At 68.1% G+C, this 18,280-nt stretch carries 17 protein-coding genes and 2 pseudogenes; 16 read left to right on the top strand and 3 right to left on the bottom strand.

All coding sequences use genetic code 11. From position 1 onward, the window contains the following. The first annotated feature begins 37 nt into the window (after positions 1-37). From HBE64_RS15880 to gatB, 3 genes are all read left to right on the top strand, one after another. A complete protein-coding gene (locus HBE64_RS15880) occupies positions 38-1,069 on the top strand; it encodes an ATP-dependent 6-phosphofructokinase (protein WP_167104009.1) in 1,032 nt (343 codons plus the stop codon). A 62-nt stretch (positions 1,070-1,131) separates the two neighbouring features. Continuing rightward, on the top strand, positions 1,132-1,830 hold the full coding sequence (locus HBE64_RS15875; RefSeq protein WP_243841338.1) for a VC0807 family protein: 699 nt from the start codon (positions 1,132-1,134) through the stop codon (positions 1,828-1,830). Further along, positions 1,827-3,341: an Asp-tRNA(Asn)/Glu-tRNA(Gln) amidotransferase subunit GatB gene (gene gatB / locus HBE64_RS15870; protein WP_167104006.1), complete on the top strand. Its 1,515-nt coding sequence runs from the start codon at positions 1,827-1,829 to the stop codon at positions 3,339-3,341. The genes HBE64_RS15875 and gatB overlap by 4 nt, the downstream gene beginning before the upstream one ends. 61 nt (positions 3,342-3,402) lie before the next feature. Here the strand turns inward: gatB and HBE64_RS15865 are convergent, their stop codons facing one another. After that, positions 3,403-3,978 (bottom strand): HAD family phosphatase, encoded by a 576-nt coding sequence (locus HBE64_RS15865; protein ID WP_167104003.1) that lies wholly within the window; start codon positions 3,976-3,978, stop codon positions 3,403-3,405. Positions 3,979-4,216: 238 nt separating this feature from the next. On the opposite strand from HBE64_RS15865, the gene HBE64_RS15860 reads away from it, so the two are divergent. Continuing rightward, on the top strand, positions 4,217-4,867 hold the full coding sequence (locus tag HBE64_RS15860; RefSeq protein WP_167104000.1) for a response regulator transcription factor: 651 nt from the start codon (positions 4,217-4,219) through the stop codon (positions 4,865-4,867). After that, the gene (locus HBE64_RS15855; RefSeq protein WP_167103997.1) at positions 4,864-6,069 is read left to right on the top strand and encodes a GAF domain-containing sensor histidine kinase; all 1,206 of its coding nucleotides are present in this window, start codon (positions 4,864-4,866) and stop codon (positions 6,067-6,069) included. The genes HBE64_RS15860 and HBE64_RS15855 overlap by 4 nt, the downstream gene beginning before the upstream one ends. Before the next feature lie 79 nt (positions 6,070-6,148). Here HBE64_RS15855 and HBE64_RS15850 read toward each other — a convergent pair whose 3' ends face one another. Then, positions 6,149-7,210 (bottom strand): AraC family transcriptional regulator, encoded by a 1,062-nt coding sequence (locus HBE64_RS15850; protein ID WP_167103994.1) that lies wholly within the window; start codon positions 7,208-7,210, stop codon positions 6,149-6,151. Positions 7,211-7,439: 229 nt separating this feature from the next. On the opposite strand from HBE64_RS15850, the gene HBE64_RS15845 reads away from it, so the two are divergent. From HBE64_RS15845 to HBE64_RS15795, 11 genes and pseudogenes are all read left to right on the top strand, one after another. After that, the gene (locus HBE64_RS15845; RefSeq protein WP_167103991.1) at positions 7,440-7,976 is read left to right on the top strand and encodes a DUF1641 domain-containing protein; all 537 of its coding nucleotides are present in this window, start codon (positions 7,440-7,442) and stop codon (positions 7,974-7,976) included. Between the two features lie 96 nt (positions 7,977-8,072). Then, the gene (locus HBE64_RS15840) at positions 8,073-9,044 is read left to right on the top strand and encodes a hydrogenase (protein ID WP_059020942.1); all 972 of its coding nucleotides are present in this window, start codon (positions 8,073-8,075) and stop codon (positions 9,042-9,044) included. A gap of 48 nt (positions 9,045-9,092) precedes the next feature. Beyond that, positions 9,093-10,700, top strand: coding sequence for a nickel-dependent hydrogenase large subunit (locus HBE64_RS15835; RefSeq protein WP_167103988.1), 1,608 nt, complete (start codon positions 9,093-9,095; stop codon positions 10,698-10,700). Between the two features lie 71 nt (positions 10,701-10,771). Continuing rightward, positions 10,772-11,563, top strand: a complete 792-nt coding sequence (locus HBE64_RS15830) for a hydrogenase maturation protease (protein WP_243841337.1) — start codon at positions 10,772-10,774, stop codon at positions 11,561-11,563. Positions 11,564-11,584: 21 nt separating this feature from the next. Beyond that, a complete protein-coding gene (locus HBE64_RS15825) occupies positions 11,585-11,836 on the top strand; it encodes a hypothetical protein (protein ID WP_167103985.1) in 252 nt (83 codons plus the stop codon). Positions 11,837-11,849: 13 nt separating this feature from the next. Beyond that, positions 11,850-13,118, top strand: a complete 1,269-nt coding sequence (locus tag HBE64_RS15820) for a hypothetical protein (RefSeq protein WP_243841336.1) — start codon at positions 11,850-11,852, stop codon at positions 13,116-13,118. 3 nt (positions 13,119-13,121) lie between these two features. Then, positions 13,122-14,012 (top strand): NifU family protein, encoded by an 891-nt coding sequence (locus HBE64_RS15815; RefSeq protein WP_167103981.1) that lies wholly within the window; start codon positions 13,122-13,124, stop codon positions 14,010-14,012. Continuing rightward, positions 14,009-15,253 (top strand): NHL repeat-containing protein, encoded by a 1,245-nt coding sequence (locus HBE64_RS15810; protein ID WP_243841335.1) that lies wholly within the window; start codon positions 14,009-14,011, stop codon positions 15,251-15,253. Before HBE64_RS15815 ends, HBE64_RS15810 begins: the two co-directional genes overlap by 4 nt. Continuing rightward, the gene (locus HBE64_RS15805) at positions 15,250-16,086 is read left to right on the top strand and encodes a hypothetical protein (protein WP_167103978.1); all 837 of its coding nucleotides are present in this window, start codon (positions 15,250-15,252) and stop codon (positions 16,084-16,086) included. Before HBE64_RS15810 ends, HBE64_RS15805 begins: the two co-directional genes overlap by 4 nt. A gap of 167 nt (positions 16,087-16,253) precedes the next feature. After that, a pseudogene (locus HBE64_RS15800) lies at positions 16,254-16,690 on the top strand (cytochrome P450); the annotation flags it as partial. Positions 16,691-16,766: 76 nt separating this feature from the next. Then, entirely contained in the window at positions 16,767-17,621 is an 855-nt protein-coding gene (locus HBE64_RS15795; RefSeq protein ID WP_167103975.1) for an NmrA family NAD(P)-binding protein, read from the top strand. A gap of 19 nt (positions 17,622-17,640) precedes the next feature. Here the strand turns inward: HBE64_RS15795 and HBE64_RS15790 are convergent. Then, positions 17,641-18,280: pseudogene (locus HBE64_RS15790) on the bottom strand (hypothetical protein); the annotation flags it as partial.

Raw genomic sequence — 18,280 nt, 5'->3', positions numbered from 1 at the left:
GCTGCCTGCGAACCGGCCAACGGGCAAGATAGGTCCCATGCGCATCGGAGTTCTCACCGGCGGCGGCGACTGTCCCGGCCTCAACGCCGTCATCCGGGCGGTCGTGCGGACCTGCGACGCCCGCTACGGCTCCTCGGTGGTCGGGTTCCTCGACGGCTGGCGTGGCCTGCTGGAGGACCGCCGGGTCCAGTTGCACAACGACGACCGCAACAACCGGCTGCTGTCCAAGGGCGGCACCATGCTGGGCACCGCGCGCACCAACCCCGACAAGCTGCGCGCCGGGCTCGACGACATCAAGCAGACGTTGGAGGACAACGGGATCGACGTCTTGATCCCGATCGGCGGTGAAGGCACACTGACCGCCGCGCACTGGCTGTCCGAAGAAGGCGTGCCGGTGGTCGGAGTCCCCAAGACCATCGACAACGACATCGACTGCACCGACGTCACCTTCGGGCACGACACCGCGCTGCAGATCGCCACCGATGCCATCGACCGGCTGCACAGCACCGCCGAGTCGCATCAGCGGGTGATGGTCGTCGAGGTGATGGGTCGCCACGCCGGCTGGATCGCACTGAACGCCGGGCTGTCCTCGGGTGCGCACATGACGCTGATCCCCGAACAGCCCTTCGATGTCGAAGAGGTCTGCCGGCTGGTCAAGAAGCGCTTCCAGCGCGGTGAGTCGAGCTTCATCATCGTCGTCGCCGAGGGCGCCAAACCGGCCGAGGGCACCATGGCGTTGCGCTCGGGCGGCACCGACGAGTTCGGCCACGAACGCTTCACCGGGGTGGCCCAGCAGCTGGCCAACGAGGTGGAGAAGAGGATCAAGAAGGAAGTGCGGGTCACCGTGCTCGGCCATGTGCAGCGCGGCGGCACACCGACCGCCTATGACCGGGTGCTGGCCACCCGGTTCGGGGTCAACGCCGCCGACGCCGCGCACGCCGGTGAGTACGGGATGATGGTCTCGCTGCAGGGGACTGAGATCGGCCGGGTGCCGCTGGCCGACGCGGTGCGCCAGCTCAAGCTCGTACCCCAGACCCGCTACGACGATGCGGCGGCGTTCTTCGGCTGACCTGGTCTGCCGGCGAAGCACCTGGCAACTGCATCCAGGTTGGATTGTTACGTTGGCCCGTTGTGAGCGACGCGCCCCAAGCTCGGTTCGACACCCGCCGGTCATTGCGCCAGATGCTGGTGAGCATCGGGCCGTCACTCGGGGTCTTCTACGGGATGCGGCTGATCGGCCAGCCGGACCTCGCCGCGCTGATCGCGGGCACCGCGGTCGCCGGCGTGCAGGTGTTGGTGAAGGTGGTCCGAAGCCGCAGATTCGACGTACTTTCTGGTTTCCTGTTGGCGAACTTCGGCCTGAGTCTGATCGTCGCTGTGGTGTCCGGCGATCCCCGAGTCACGCAGGTGTCCAACATCATTCCGGGAGTTGTGTTGGCGTTGTTCTTCTGCGGAAGTGCCGTCGCCGGCCGTCCGCTGACCGAGTCGATCCTCGATCGCGTTCGGCCGGGCCGTATCGCGCAGCTCAGCGCCGAACAGGCGTGGACACCGAACACGCGGCGGGCGTATCACCGGATGCACCTGCACCTGAGCTTCTGGTGCGGCATCGTGAACCTGCTCGTGGCGGGCTCGGCGGTCGCCGTGATCTACAACTTCTCGGCCGATGTCGCGCAGGCGGTGAACCAGGCCGTCTCGCTGGTGTCGACGTTCGGGCTCGTCATCGGCATTGTCGTGGCGATTCGCCGCCAACTGCACCGACTCGGTCTCAGAGCCCGGCTGGCTGATGGGGCGATGTCGGCCGAGGACGCGGCGAATAGGATCGAGCCATGACGATCACTGCCAACGCCGAACTGCTGGACTACGACGACGTCGTGGCCCGCTTCGACCCGGTGCTCGGTCTGGAGGTGCACGTCGAGCTGTCGACGGCCACCAAGATGTTCTGCGCCTGCTCGACGACGTTCGGCGCCGAGCCCAACACCCAGGTCTGCCCGGTGTGTCTGGGTCTGCCCGGCGCGCTGCCGGTGCTCAACTCCGCGGCCGTCGAGTCGGCCATCCGGATCGGGCTCGCGCTGAACTGCCAGATCGCCCCGTGGTGCCGCTTCGCGCGGAAGAACTACTTCTATCCCGACCAGCCGAAGAACTACCAGATCTCCCAGTACGACGAGCCGATCGCCTTCGACGGCTACCTCGACGTCCCGCTCGATGACGGCAGCACCTTCCGGGTCGCCATCGAGCGCGCCCACATGGAAGAGGACACCGGCAAGCTCACCCACGTCGGCAGCGACACCGGCCGTATCCACGGCGCGACCACCTCACTGCTCGACGTCAACCGGGCCGGGGTGCCGCTGATCGAGATCGTCACCAAGCCGATCGAGGGCGCCGGGGACCGTGCGCCGGAGGTGGCCCGCGCCTACGTGACCGCGCTGCGCGATCTGCTGCGCGCGCTGGATGTCTCCGATGTCCGGATGGACCAGGGTTCGCTGCGCTGCGACGCCAACGTCTCGCTGCGCCCGATCGGGCAGGCCGAGTTCGGCACCCGCACCGAAACCAAGAACGTCAACTCGCTGAAGAGCGTCGAGGTGGCCGTCCGCTACGAAATGCGCCGCCAGGCAGCCATTCTCGCCGCCGGCGGACGGATCCACCAGGAGACCCGGCACTTCCACGAGGACGGCTACACCTCGCCGGGCCGGGACAAGGAGACCGCCGAGGACTATCGCTACTTCCCTGAGCCCGACCTCGAACCGGTGGCGCCGAGCGACGAGCTGGTGCAACGGCTGCGCGGGACGATCCCGGAGCTTCCGTGGTTGTCGCGCAAGCGAATTCAGCAGGACTGGGGAATATCCGACGAAGTGATGCGCGACCTGGTCAACGCCGGTGCCATCGATCTGGTGGCGGCCACCGTCGCGCACGGAGCTTCCAGCGAGTCGGCCCGCGCCTGGTGGGGAAACTTCCTGGTGCAGAAGGCCAATGAAGCCGGCGTGGAGCTCGACGCGCTGGGCATCACCCCGGCACAGGTCGCCAAGGTGGTGGCACTGGTCGACGAGGGCAAGCTGTCGAACAAGCTGGCCCGTCAGGTCGTCGAAGGTGTGCTGGCCGGCGAGGGTGAGCCCGAGCAGGTGATGGCCGGCCGTGGCCTGGCCCTGGTGCGCGACGACTCACTGATCCAGGCCGCCATCAATGAAGCTCTCGAGGCTCAACCCGACGTGGCCGAGAAGATTCGCGGCGGCAAGGTTCAGGCTGCCGGTGCGATCGTCGGCGCGGTGATGAAGGCCACCAAGGGGCAGGCCGACGCGGCGCGCGTCCGGGAGCTCGTCATGGCCGCTTGCGGCCAGGCGGATTAGACCCAGCATGGCCGCTTGCGGCCAGGCGGATTAGACCCAGCATGGCCGCTTGCGGCCAGAGCTAGGCGCTGCGCCTACCCCGGTCGATCCACCAGCGCTCATGTAGGCGCCGGCAGCGGTCCGCCGACAGCGGATCGGGCCAGGTGTGCCGGTCGAGCACCTCGGCCGCACCGATGAAGTCGTGGTCGCGGAGCTGCTCCGTCAAGACCACGACGGTGGCCAGCCCGGCCGCCCGCGCGGTGTGAAACCCCGTCGTCGAATGCTCGAACGCGAGCACGTGGGCCGCGGCGAGGCCGAGTTCGGACAGCACCCGGTGGTAGGCCTCCGGGTCGGGTTTGGGACGCAGCACGTCATCGCCGGCGATCAGCACCTCGACCACGCCGTCGCCGATCAGCTCGCGCACCAGCGGCTCGATCCGGTCCCGCCGGCCTGCTGCGGTGACCGCGATCCGGATGTCGGCGCAGTGCAGGCTCCAGATCAGATCACGGAACATGTGGGCGTCGCGCTCGCTGGCGCCGACGGGGGCGTCGAAGTCGAAGACGACAGCCTCGAGCACGGGCACATCGGCGTGCGCGCAGCGCGCCCGATCCCACCAGAATGAGCGACTCCGGGGGAGAGTGTCCAGAGTTGCGACCACGTGCGCAGTATGGACCCGTCGAACCTTCCCGGGCATCCCCCGATCAGGGGATGCGGTGGGTGGACGAATCCCCGTGACCGGACGCGCCGTAGCCCGTACGAATGCTGAATTCAGTTGCAGCAGTGATTATTACGCCGTTAGACAGGTGTCGATTCCGGTGCTGACAGGGGAGACGCGCCGGGGGAGGATTACCCGGAATTGAGGTGACGGTACCGGTGCCCACCGCTACGGTGATGCCATGACGGTGCGGGTGGTGCTCGTCGACGACCACGAAATGGTCATCGAGGGTCTCAAGGCGATGCTCACGCCGTTCGCCGACCGGGTCGCGGTGGTGGGTGAGGCGGTCGGTGCGGAGAAGGCGATGGCGGTGATCGCCGAGCTGCGTCCCGACATCGTGCTCTGCGATGTCCGCATGCAGGGCGCCAGCGGCCTGGACCTGTGCCGGGAGATCCGCGAACGCGACCCCGGGCAGAAGGTGATCCTGCTGTCGGTCTACGACGACGAGCAGTATCTGTTCCAGGCCCTGCGGGTGGGCGCCTCCGGCTATTTGCTCAAAGGCATCAGCAGTGACGAGCTGGTGCGCCAGCTCGAGGGTGTGCACGCCGGGTCGACCGCGATCGACGCCGGGCTGGCCGCCCGCGCGGCTGAGACGGCGGCCCGGCTGCAGAGCGACCAGTTCTGGCCCGGCGCACGGCACGGCCTGACTCAGCGCGAGAGTGAGATCCTGTCGCTGGTGGTGACGGGCCTGTCCAATCGCGGTATCGCCTCGAAGCTGGTGATCGGCGAGGAGACCGTCAAGACTCACCTCAGCTCCATCTACCGCAAGCTCGGTGTCAGCGATCGGACCAGTGCCGCGGCAACAGCGTTGCGCGAGGGCATCTTTCAATGAGCGCCTCCCGCGGTGTGAGTCCGCATGCGATGCACAGTCTGGTCGATGCCGACCGGGAAGTGGCACTGCTGCTCGACATCATCGCCGCAACGTCCTCGGGTCCCGGGGTGGAACCCATGGCCGCTGCGGTGGCCCAGATGATCACCGCGGCAACGGCTTCCGACGTGTGCTTTGTGCATGTGCTCGACGACACCGACCGCTCGCTGACGCTGGCCGGGGCCACCCCGCCGTTCGACGAACAGGTGGGGTTGGTTCGGCTGCCCCTGGGTTCGGGGGTGTCGGGTTGGGTGGCCAGTCATCGTGAGCCGGTGGTGATCGTCAGCGACAAGGAGGCCGATCCGCGCTATGTGCCGATCGCGGCCTTGCGTGGCAAGGATTTCACCTCGATGGCGTCGGTACCCATGGAAACCGAGCCGGGCGGTCTGGTCGGGGTGCTCAACGTGCACAACATCGAGCGCCGCGACTTCACCCCGCGCGATATCGAGCTGCTGCTGATCATCGGCAGGCTCATCGCCGGTGCCCTGCACCAGGCCCGGCTGCACCGTCAGCTGTCGGCTCGCGAACGCGCACATGAGAACTTCGCCGAGCAGGTGATCGCGGCGCAGGAAAGCGAGCGACGCCGGCTGGCCGGTGATATCCACGACGGCATCTCTCAGCGCCTCGTTGGCCTGACCTACCGGCTCGATGCCGCCGCCCGCGCCGTCGACGACGGTGACCAGCCGTCCGCCGCCGAGCAACTGGAGAAGGCGCGGGATCTGGTCGATCTCACCCTGGCCGAGGCGCGCTCGGCGATCAGCGGGCTGCGCCCGCCGGTGCTCGATGATCTCGGCCTGGTCGGCGGACTGGCCAGCCTGGCCACCTCCATCCCGGAGGTGGACCTGGAGTTGCATCTGGCCGACGAGCGGCTGCCAGAGCACATCGAGGTGGCGCTGTATCGCATTGCGCAGGAATGCTTTCAGAATGTCGTCAAGCATTCCCGGGCGCTGGTCGCCACCGTCACGTTCACCGTCGCCGACGGGATGGCCCGGCTCGAGGTCGTCGACAACGGAGTGGGCTTCGAGACCGGACCGGTGTCGTCCTCGAGCGGTTACGGCATGTTGTCGATGGCCGAGCGGGCGGAGTTGGTCGGCGGCTCGGTGAAGGTCCGCTCGCGCCCCGGTGCAGGCACCACCGTGACGGTGAGCATTCCCGTCGACGGCTAGCGCCGAGATCGACGAAATGGCGTGATCGTCTCGCACTTTCGCGCCCGTTTGTCGGGTTGGGCGACATCGGGGGAGCGCGTCAGCGGCGCAGGGTCTCCGAAGGTGCTTCGCCCCAACGCTTTCGGTACTCGACGGCGAAGCTGCCGAGGTGGTTGAAGCCCCACCGCTCGGCGACCTGGGTCACCGTCACCCCGTCGGCGGGGATGGCGTCGGTGAGTTCCTCGTGCACCCGCTCGAGCCGGCGCTCCCGCACATAGGTCATCGGCGTCATGCCCAGCTCCTCGCGGAAGCCCTGCTGGATCGACCGCACGCTCATGTGCACTGCCTTGGCCACGGCTTCCATCGTGATGCGTTCGGCGAGATGGTCCTCGATGTAGTTCATGGCGTTCTGCACCACGGCGCGGCGCTGATCGGGCGGGGCCGGTGCGAGGAATTCGGCGTAATAGTTCGAGGGCTGCAGGTGCAGCAGGCTGCTGATGACGAACTCCTCGACGGCGCCGATCCCCTGCCCGCGCTGGATCAGTGAGCCCTCATGGAAGACCTCGGTGTGGATCAGCTGCACGGCGGCGTGCCAGCGCATGGCGGCTTCGCTGGCCATGTCGAATTCGGGTTCGAAGATCAGCGGTCGGTCCATGCCGCGGCCGAGCAGCCGGGTCAGGTGTGCCGCCAGCGCGCGCTCCTCGATGCGGATGATCAGCTGCGGCGAGTCGTGGTCGAACACCATTCGCAGAGAAGCGCCGGGGCTGCTGACCACCGAGCAGATGGTGTTGGCCTCGAAGGTTCGGCCGCGATGCTCGCTGAGCGCACGCCCGTTCATCGGCATGTGCACCGCGTAATGCGGTCCCAGCATGGGGATGTCAATCGCGGCCGCGACGTGCAGGTCGAGGTAGAGCAGGCTGACGTTGCGCAGGCGCACCCCGTGCATGGTGGCGGCGAAGCCGGGGACTTCGTCGGGTCCCACGGTCAGATTCAGCGGTCCCAGCGTCTTGGCGATGAGCCGCGCCGCGGACTTCACGTCCTCGGTGTAGAAGATTTCGTTGTTTGCTAGCGCCGGCGGCACACCCCGGGAGCGGACCTTGCGGCGAACCGGGTTGCTGGTGCGCCGGACGTCGATGTAGCCCAATCTCGTGAGCCGCGACATCAGCGCCCGCCGAACTCCGGGCCCTGCGGCAGGTCGGCCGACACAAGTTTGCTTGCGTTCGACACGTCCAGCCTCCTAAACATCACCGTCGTTTCAGCGCGGTCATCTCTTCGCAATCCTGACAGCGACTGCGCGAAAGCGATAGGCACAACAGCCCCATAGGTCTACTTTTGTGATTGAAGCCACACCTGCCATAGGTGTGCCGTGGGTGGCTCCCCAGGAGGTTTGCATGACGTCTAACGGGCAGGCAGTTGCGGTCACCCCCGCGGATTCGGTGCGAGACCGGTTGGACGACCCCAAGGTCGCCGAAGCCCTCAACACCCTGCTCGATCACGCCGATGTGCTTGCTGTGCTGGTCAGTGGCTTGGACGGTTTCGTCCGGCGCGGCGACACGATCACCAACAGCGTCTCCTCTGCGGTCTCTGAGTTCCGCGGCGCCTCGGTGGCTGCCGGAATCCCCGGCGCGGACGCGTTCAAGGGTGTCGACCTGCAAAGCCTGGCCGCCAGCCTGGCGACCCTGTCCGGCTCGCTGGTCGGCGCGACGCCCGCGCTGAGCACCCTGCTGAACTCCAGCCTCACCGATCCGCAGACCGTGCAGCTGCTCGCCTCGGTCGGCGATGCGCTGGTCGACGGCAAGGCCGGCGCAGCCAACCCGCCGAAGGGCCTCTACGGCTTGTACAAGGCGACCAAGGATCCCGACGTCGCCCGCGGCCTGGGCTTCCTGCTCGCCGTCGCCAAGTCCTTCGGCCGCCGAGTGGGCCGGTAGTGACCACCGAGCCCGCCTGTTCGCCTGCTGTCCGATCTGTCATTCACCAGCCCCCGTCGGCCTCGCCCAAGGCCGTCATCTGAGAGGAGTTCGCCCATGGCTTCCGTTCTGTGGTTTCAGGGAGGGGCATGTAGTGGCAACACGATGTCGTTCCTCAACGCCGAGGAACCCAACGTCGTCGACCTCATCGTCGACTTCGGGCTGGACCTGATCTGGCATCCGTCGCTGGGACTCGAACTGGGCAAGAACGCCCAGAAGGTGTTCTGGGACTGCGCCAAAGGTGACCGCCCGCTGGACATCTTCGTCTTCGAGGGCACCGTCATCGAGGCGCCCAACGGCACCGGCCGGATGGACATGTTCGCCGACCGCCCGATGAAGGACTGGGTGACCGACCTGGCCGGCGCGGCCCAGATCGTGGTCGCCATCGGCGACTGCGCCTGCTGGGGCGGCATTCCCGCGATGGAGCCCAACCCGTCGGCCTCGACCGGTCTGCAGTTCCACAAGCGCGACAAGGGCGGATTCCTCGGGCCGGACTTCCGCTCCAAGATGGGCCTGCCCGTCATCAACATCCCCGGCTGCCCCGCCCACCCGGACTGGATCACCCAGATCATCGTGGCGCTGGCCACCGGGCGCGCCGGCGACATCGCCCTGGACGAACTGCACCGCCCCGAGACGTTCTTCAAGACGTTCACCCAAACCGGTTGCACCCGTGTGCAATTCTTCGAATACAAGCAGTCGACGATGTCGTTCGGCGAAGGCACCCGTACCGGCTGCCTGTTCTACGAGTTCGGCTGCCGCGGTCCGATGACGCATTCGCCGTGCAACCGCATCCTGTGGAACCGGCAGTCGTCGAAGACCCGTGCCGGCATGCCGTGCCTGGGGTGCACCGAGCCGGAGTTCCCGCACTTCGACTTGGCGCCGGGGACGCTGTTCAAGACGCAGAAGGTCGGCGGGGTGATCCCCAAGGAAGTTCCGGAGGGATCCGACCACCTCACCTACATGGCACACGCTGCCGCCGCTCGTATCGCGGCGCCACAGTGGTCCAAAGAGGACATGTTCGTCGTCTAGCCCTCACCCGAGAACTGCTTGTGCTCAACACTTTTGGAGGAACCACACATGACCGCACTTGACCTGTACGTCAGCCCGCTGGGACGGGTCGAGGGTGACCTCGACGTCCGCGTCACCATCGATGACGGGGTCGTCACGTCGGCTTGGACCGAGGCGGCGATGTTCCGCGGCTTCGAGATCATCCTCCGGGGCAAGGACCCGCAGGCCGGCCTCGTCGTCTGTCCGCGCATCTGCGGGATCTGCGGCGGCAGCCACCTGTACAAGTCCGCCTACGCCCTGGACACCGCGTGGCGCACCCACATGCCGGCCAACGCCACCCTGGTCCGCAACATCGCCCAGGCCTGCGAGACCCTGCAATCGATTCCGCGCTATTTCTACGCGCTGTTCGCCATCGACCTGACCAACAAGAACTACGCCAAATCCAAGCTGTACGACGAGGCCGTCCGCCGCTTCGCGCCCTACGTCGGCACCAGCTACCAGAAGGGAGTGGTGCTGTCGAACAAGCCGGTCGAGGTCTACGCCATCTTCGGCGGGCAGTGGCCGCACTCCAGCTTCATGGTGCCCGGCGGGGTGATGTGCGCGCCGACGCTGTCGGATGTCACGCGCTCGATCGCGATTCTCGAGCACTGGAAGGACAACTGGCTCGAGGGCGCATGGCTGGGCTGCAGCGTCAACCGCTGGCTGGAGAACAAGACCTGGGAAGACGTACTGGCCTGGGTCGACGAGAACGAGTCGCACTACAACAGCGACTGCGGCTTCTTCATCCGCTACTGCCTCGACATCGGCCTGGACAAGTACGGCCAGGGGGTGGGCAACTACATCGCCACCGGCACCTACTTCGACCCGACGCTGTATGAGAACCCCACCATCGACGGCCGCAACGCGGCGCTGATCGGCCGCGGCGGCATCTACGCCCAGGGCCAGTGGCACGAGTTCGATCAGGCCAACGTCCGCGAGGACACCAGCCACTCGTTCTATCAGGGCAGCAAGCCGTTGCACCCGTTCGAGGGCGAGACCATCCCGATCGACCCCGAAGAGGGCCGTAAGCAAGGCAAGTACAGCTGGGCGAAGTCGCCGCGCTACGCCGTCGGCGACCTGGGCACCATCCCGCTGGAAGCCGGCCCGCTGGCCCGCCGGATGGCCGCGGGCGGCCCCAATGCCGCACCGCACCAGGACAACGACCCGTTGTTCGTCGACATCCTGAACAAGATCGGGCCGAGCGTGCTGACCCGGCAGCTGGCCCGCATGCACGAGGGCCCGAAGTACTACAAGTGGGTCAAGGGCTGGCTGGACCAGCTCGACCTCAAGGAGAGCTTCTACACCAAGCCCACCGAATACGCCGAGGGCAAGGGCTTCGGCTCCACCGAGGCGGCCCGCGGGTCGCTGAGCGACTGGATTGTCATCGAGGACAGCAAGATCAAGAACTACCAGGTCGTCACGCCGACGGCGTGGAACATCGGACCCCGCGACGGCAATGACGTGCTGGGCCCGATCGAGAAGGCACTCGTCGGTTCGCCGATCGTCGATCCCGAGGACCCGGTCGAACTCGGTCACGTGGCCCGCAGCTTCGACTCCTGTCTGGTCTGCACCGTGCACGCCTACGACGGCAAGACCGGCAAGGAGCTCTCGAAGTTCGTCATCAACGGAATGGTGTGAGCCCGGCGGCTGAGCCCGGGTCACCCGAATCCCGCAGCGACCCAGGCGGTGTCGATATCCACCCCCCTCCTTTGGATATCGAGCCGCCTGGGTGTGCGGTACTCGTCGTCGGGTGCGGTAACCTGCTGCGCGGCGACGACGGTGTCGGTCCGGTTCTGGTCCGCCACCTCTGGGAGCGCGGCGTGCCGGCCGACGCCAAGCTGGTCGACGGCGGGACGGCCGGGATGGACGTCGCCTTCCAGATGCGCGGCGCGGGGCGGGTGGTGATCATCGACGCCTCTGCCACCGGGGCGGCTGCCGGGACCATCTACCGGCTGCCCGGCGAAGAACTCGACGACCTCCCGCCGCTGCAGGGCCTGCACACCCACTCGTTCCGGTGGGACCACGCCATCCCGTTCGCCCGTTGGGCGCTGGGCGATGCCTGCCCAACCGACATCACCGTGTTCCTCATCGAGGCGGCCAACGTCGCCCTGGGCGCCGACCTCTCCGAGCCGGTACAGGCCGCGATGGAAGACGTCATCGCGCTGGTGGAGCGTGACTTCTTCGCCCCGCTGCGGCCCCGCGCGGAGGCCGAGCCCACCGTGGAGTTCACCGAAGACGGATACCTGCGGGTCGATGCAGCGTTGGCGGCCAGCCGTTTTCCGTCCGACGCCGTGGCAGCGGTGCTGCGAGACGACGACCTGTGGCTGATCCCGCTGCGGGGGCCGCGCAGCGGCGGGCTGTTGCTCAAACAGCGCACTCCGGCCGGCGACCGGGCCGTGCTGGTGCGTGAGGTTCTCGAGGACCGTATCCCGGCGGGCGTTCGTGAGGCATTCTGGGACGATGCACACAAGGCGCTGCGGATTCCCCTGGATCGGCGCTGAAGGTCCAGGGCTGTGATCGTGATGTGCGAGCAACCCCCGGTTCGTCCCAGGACCCGAGTCCCCGAGGTCACCTCGACCGACGAAGCGCTCGACGTCCAGACCGTCGTGGTCGAGGAGCGCGGTCGCTGGGCGGTGGAGATCGTGGTGGTGTTTGCCGACGGGGTGGTGCGCAAGCGCATCGACACCCACAACACCAGGGCCCGTGCGGAGCTGTCCGCCAACTTGATCAGACGCGCCGCCGAGCGCGATATCCGTGGCCCGCTCAACGGATGAAGGAAGGGATGTCGTGACCCCTGTGTCGACCAATGTATCGACCCATCTCGTGGATCCGACCGTGCTCGCGGTGCGGCCCCAGCCGCTCGGCGCGTTCCCGCTTCCATTGGGCTACATGCTGATTCCCGCCTCCCTGGACACCGAGGGGGCGCGTGAGGCGCTGCTGGCGGGGCTACTGCCCACGCAGTGGCCGGCGGTGATGCGCGCCCACGAGCTGGCCCTCGCCGGTGACCGCGACGGCGCCCTTGCTGCCCTGACCGGTGACGACCCGGTGAGCCGGTACAACCGATTCGTGATGGACTCCGACGCCGAGGACGCCGACGAATTGCGTTTGGCCCTCGGTGAATTCGGCGTGCTCGTCGACGTGGTGCTGTTCTCGCTCGGACACACCGACACCCCGCCACAGCTCGACGGTGCCACCGCGGAGCTTGCCGCTCTGGTGCTGTCGGCGCAGGCCAGCAAGGCGTTCAACGAGCGAGCCGAGATCCTGGCCACCGGGCTCCTCGACCAGGCCGTCGACGAGGCCACGCCGGTCTCGCGGCCGCTGTGCGGTGTGCTGCTCGGGGCGGCTGCCTCGATCGCCGCGCACAGCGGAAACCCCGACGCCTATCGGCGATTCGAGACGGCGCTGGCCGCGCTCGAGGGTGCCGACGGTCTCCGCGTCGCCCGCGCGGAGCTGCACCTCAACGTGGCCGCGCTGTTGCACGAACAGGCCCATGACCGCCCTGATCTGCTCAATGCCGCGATACCGCACTACCATTCGGCCCTTCAGCTGGTGCTTCGCGAGGAGGCGCCGCTGCTGTGGGCCTCGGCGCACGCAAACCTGGCCACCGCGTACCTGACGATGCCGATGACCGAAGCCTCCGGGCAGCTGCGGCTCGGGGTCGCCGCCCAGTCGCTGCGTTCGGCGCTGAAGGTGTACACCCGCGAGGAGTACCCGGAGCAGTGGGCCAGCGTTCAGCTCAACCTGGCCAATTCGCTGGTGTACACGCCCTCGAAGCACCAGGCGGACAACCTGGTTGAGGCGGTCGAGCTGTACGAGGCGGTGCTCGAGGCGCGGGACCGTGACACCGACCCGCTGGGCCGGGCGCGGGTGCTGGCCAACCAGGGCAATGTGCTGGCGCATCTGGGCGTCTTCGACCAGGCGAAAGCCAAGCTGTACGAGGCCAGGTTCATCTTCGAGGAGTTCGGTGATCACGACGCGATGCGCACCGTGCGCGGTGTGCTCGACGAGATCGCCCGGCACACCGCGCTGAACCGAACCGATACCGAGCAGGAGTAGCTGATGTCGACGACCACCGAGCGTGCCGTCACCGAGCCGACTTTCGAGGAGCTGGCCACCCGCGTCGATGATGCGGTGGCCGCACTGGCCGGCCTGGAGCCGGCGGCGCGCGCGGTGGCCGAGGAACTCAAGGCCGCGGTCGAAGCGATCCACCGCGCCGGGCTGGTGACGATGGTGCGCCGGCTGCGCGCCGACGAGGCCGCCCGCGAGGCGCTGTTCGAACTCGTCGACGACCCCACCGTGCACCTGCTGCTGTCGCTGCACGGGATCGTGCGGCCCGACCCGGTCACTCACGCCAACCAGGTACTGGCCACAGTGCGCCCACAGCTGCACAGCCACGGCGGCGACGTGAACCTGGTGCGGGTGGAGGACGGCACCGCGTTCGTGCGTCTGGAGGGGGCGTGCAACGGGTGCTCGATGTCCTCGGTGACGCTGCGCAACCTCGTGGAAGAGGCTCTGGTACAAGGTGTTCCGTCGATCAGCGCGGTCGAGGTGCTGCCGAACGAACCCACGCCGACGTTGATCCCGATCGAGTCGCTGCTGATCGGCCGGGACCCGGCCGCCGAGGGGTGGGTGAAGGTCGGCGCCGCCACCGAACTGCCCGTCGACGACCTGACGGCGCTGACACTGACCAGCGCGAGCGGTGCGGCCACGCCGGTGATCGTCGTCAACGCCGGACAACGGCTGACGGCCTACCGCAACGAATGCGCTCACGAGGCACTGCCGTTGGACAACGCGGTGCTCGACCTCAGCACCAACACGCTGACCTGCCCATGGCACGGCTTCTGCTACGACGCGACCTCGGGGGAGTGCCTCAGTGCCCCTGGCGCGCAACTCGAGCAGCTTCCGCTGCGGGTCGACGACGGTGACGTCTGGGTCCGCGTCAGCGGATGAGCCGCTACACCGTTCGGCACAACAGCCCGGCCGATGGTCGCTGGCCCGGCAGCTCCGGTGGCTTGGGCACGAAGCCTGACGGCGTACCGACAGTCGATCTCTCCGGCGGCTGGGCACCGTCCCTTTGGCTGGGCGCCCCGGCGCCCGGTGGCCTGGCGTTGCCGCCGGCGAAGCCGTCGATGGCGTGGATGTACTCACCACGCGCCGTGTTCATCGGCGAGCAGCATCTGGTGGTGGCCGACTCCGGAAACCACCGGGTGCTGATCTGGCACGACATGCCCGGTTGCGACGAGCAACCCGCCGACGTCGTCCTCGGCCAGCCCGACGGGGAATCAGAGGGCCACGGCGCGGGTGGCCGCGGCCCTGAGCGGGGGATGAACCTGCCCACCGGGGTTTTGGTGCACGAGGGCAGGCTGGTCGTCGCCGACGCCTGGCACCACCGAATCCTGCTGTGGAACACCGTGCCCGAATCCAGCGACGTGGCACCCGATCTGATTCTCGGTCAACCCGATGCCTCGTCGGTGTCGGAGAACCAGGGCGGTGAGTGCTCGGCGTCGAGCCTGTACTGGCCCTTCGGGATCGCGGTCGTCGGGTCGACGTTCTGGGTGGCCGACACCGGCAACCGGCGGGTCCTGGGGTGGCGCAACGGGATTCCCGAGCCGGGGCAGCCTGCCGACATCGTGCTCGGCCAGCCTGATGCCAGCGCCCGTGAGGAGAACCGCGGTGGCCCCGCGGGCCCGGCGAGTTTCCGCTGGCCGCACGACATCACCGGCCACGACGATCTGCTGCTGATCGCCGATGCCGGCGACCACCGTGTCCTGGGATGGTCCCCGCCGCCGCAGGCCGACCGTGACGCCGACATGGTGCTGGGGCAACCGGATTTCGCCGAGGCCGGCGAATGGCCGTACGGCCCGCACACCAATGACCGGTTCCGCTTTCCGTACGCGGCATGTCTTGACTCCGGCGGGCAGGAGCGAAGCGACTCGGGGATGGACTCAGCTGTGTTGGCGGTCGCCGATACCGCCAACAATCGAATCCTGTTGTGGGACGGTGTGCCCGTGGACGGTCGCGGCGCCGATCATGTGCTGGCGCAGCACGACTTCGGGTCCAACGGCGAGAACCGCTGGACCTCCGTGCAGCGGGACACGCTGTGCTGGCCCTACGGGCTGTCCCTGCGCGGTGACATGCTGGCGGTGGCGGACTCGGGAAACAACCGGGTGATGCTGTGGCGGCGGCCATGAGGCCCCGGATCGTTCAGGCCGAGGACCAGATCGGCTTCTACTGGGCCACCCCGTCGGGTGCCGCGGCCACGCTGCAGGCCCTGGTCGCCGACGACGACGAGCCCGACCGCCTGATCGCCACCCACCTGGAGGCACTCGACGACGCGCTGATCATCGCCGCCAAGCGATTTGGTGAGGTGCTGGGCGGCGGCCGCGGCCCCGCGGGGGCCAGCGAGCGCGACGACCTTCTGGAACTGCACCGCACACTGGACCGGTTGTGTTTCGAATATGCTGCGGCGCTGGAGAAGACCGGGCTCAGTGCCGATGTCCGGGCCGGCAAGATCATCGGGACCGCCGCGCTGTTCTCGATCCGCGCCCGCCAGCCGCTGGGTCTGCTCGGACCCGCACCGTTCGACGGTGAACTCGACGACCCATCTATCGGGGTGATCGGTGGGTTCGGCGAGTTCCACCACGTCGACCAGGACAAGCCCTGGAAGGGCGGTCGCTGGGTGGTGCGAACCGAAGCGGGCCAACGGTTCCCGCTGACCCTGTCGATGCTGCTGTTCGACAGCTCCGGGGTCAACAAGGAGGCCGCCCGCAAGGAGCACCGCGCCGCACTGCGGGCGGTGGTGGCCTCGGCACACGCTCCGGATGCCGACCCGCTCGCGGTGACGTGCGCGGTCGACTGGCTGCTCTATGACTGGCTGATGGCTCACCGCGAAGACCCCGACAGCGCCGAGATCGTCTTCCCGAAAGGGCACGAGGACGATGCGGCGCTGATCGTCTCCGCGGCAGCGGCTTCGGTCGTTTCCCGGGCGACCTTCGACCCTGGTCTGGTAGGCCTTAACGCGTGACGGCACTCCTTCTCGACCCCGCCGAGTTCTTCGGCGCCGCCGCGATCCAGGACCCGTACCCCTTCTACAACCGGCTGCGCGAGGCCGGACCGGTGCACCGGGTCGGCGACTCCGGCTTCTACCTGGTGTGCGACTGGGCGGCCATCACCGAGGTCGCGGTGGGCTTTCTGGCCGCCAACCCTGAGTTGCAGGGCCGGTTGCGTGAACATCCCGAGCTGATGGGCGTCTTCGTCGAGGAGACGCTGCGGATGGAGCCGCCGTTTCGCGCCCATTACCGCCATGTGCTGCGCGATACCGAACTGGCCGGTGTCGCGGTGCCTGCCGGTTCCCGGGTTCTGCTGCTGTGGGGCGCGGCCAACCGCGACCCGGAACACTTCGAGGATCCCGACGAGTTCCGGCTCGACCGGCCGAACACCAAGGGCCACATGAGTTTCGGCAGGGTGCGCATTTCTGTCTTGGTGCACCGCTGGCGCGACTGGAGGCCATGACGGTACTGCCGAAGCTGTTCGAGCGGACGTCGTGGTTCCGAGCCGCCGAGGTCGGCCCGTGGTTGCCCAGCGTTCTGGCGCGCCGATACGAGTATCTGGAACTGGCGCTCGGCTAGTCGCTAAGCCGCGTTTGGGCGGTCGGCGCTGTGTTATACAGCTGCGGTGCTGTTGATCACGGGACCGTCGGGCAATGTGGGCAGCGAATTGGTGGACGTGCTCGAGTCGCACCTGGCGGCTGACGATTGGCGGGTGGGAGGTCGCCACCCGGAGCAGTTGCGCTCCCGCTTGGAGGGTCGAGCACAGGTGTGCCGCTTCGACTTCTTCGAGCCGGCGACATGGCAGGCGGCGCTCGCGGGGGTCGACACGCTGTTTCTGCTGTTTCCGCTGCCGACTAATCGCGCCGCCCGCGAGGCGGTGATTCCCTTCCTGCGGGCAGCCGAGGAGGCCGGCTGCCATCACGTGGTCTATCTGTCGGTGTTCGGCGCCGATCGTGCCCGCGTGATTCCGCACTACAAGGTCGAAGCCGCACTGCGGCGGTCCTCAATGAGTTGGACTCTGCTGCGGTGCAGCTTCTTCATGCAGAACTTGCATCGGTCGATCTCGACTCACGGCACCGACATCGTCGAGTATGGCGAGTTGTTCATTCCTGCCGGGCGCGGCCTCACCAGCTTCATCGACGCACGTGACGCCGCCGACGTCGCCGCGTTGGCACTGTCCGACGCGGCTGGGCACCGCAACATGATCTATCATCTCACCGGGCCCGCCGTGTTGAGCATGGACCAGGTCGCCGCGGCGCTGACCACAACGCTTGGCTACCCGGTCACCTACACCCGCCCGGGCCTGGTGCGATTTGCCGCCCGTTTGCGTCGCCGGGGCGTGGGCTGGGATGCCATCGCTTTCATGGCGGCGGTCTACACGCTGACGAGACTGGGACGCAACCAGCCGATCACCGACGAAGTCGAACAGTTACTGGGGCGTCCGCCGCGCAGCCTGAACATGTTCCTGCATGACAGTGTCTGGCGCTGGCAACAACGTGCCTGGACCTGAGTAGGGCTGCCGGGTGGGGTTAGTCCGCCCAGAAACGTTGCCGCACTTGCAGATGCGGCGGCACCTGGCCAGACGGCGCCTTGGCTGACCACGCGGTGCCTTCGCAGACCAGGTCGTGGGGCATCGGGATCTGTTCGGGCAGCAGGGCGCCGCCGGGTACCGCGTTGACGATCGATTGCACCGGCAGGGGCGGCGCCAGGGCCGCGGCGTCGGGCAGTGTGGTCAGCGCGGCGGGAATGTCCGGAACGGCAGCCGCGGCCGGGACCGGAGCGGGCACCGCGGCAGCGGGGGCGGGAACCACCGGCACCGGCGCGCCGAGCGGAACCCCAACGGGTGGAACAACTACGGGTACCGCGGCCGGTGGCGCGGCCACCGGCGCCAATGCGGAGTCTTCGATCGGTGCTGCGAGCGGAACGTCGGCCGCGGCCGCGGCCGCGGGCGGCGCGACGGCGGCCGGTGGGAGCGCGGCGGCTTCCGGAGCGGGGGCCGCCGGAGCGGCCGCCACCGGAGCGGGGGCCGCCGGTGGCGGGGCGGCCGGAAGTGCTGGGGCCGGAGCCACTTCCACTGCTGCGGGCGGCGCGGCCGCCGGTACGGGCGCCGCTACGGGCGGGGCTGCAGCGGGAGGTGCTGCCGGGGGTGCGGCGGCCGCTTCGGGAAGC

Origin of the sequence: Mycobacterium sp. DL592 (genome assembly GCF_011694515.1) — a bacterium.
Taxonomy (GTDB): domain Bacteria; phylum Actinomycetota; class Actinomycetes; order Mycobacteriales; family Mycobacteriaceae; genus Mycobacterium.
This window is presented reverse-complemented; position numbering and strand designations above follow the sequence as displayed.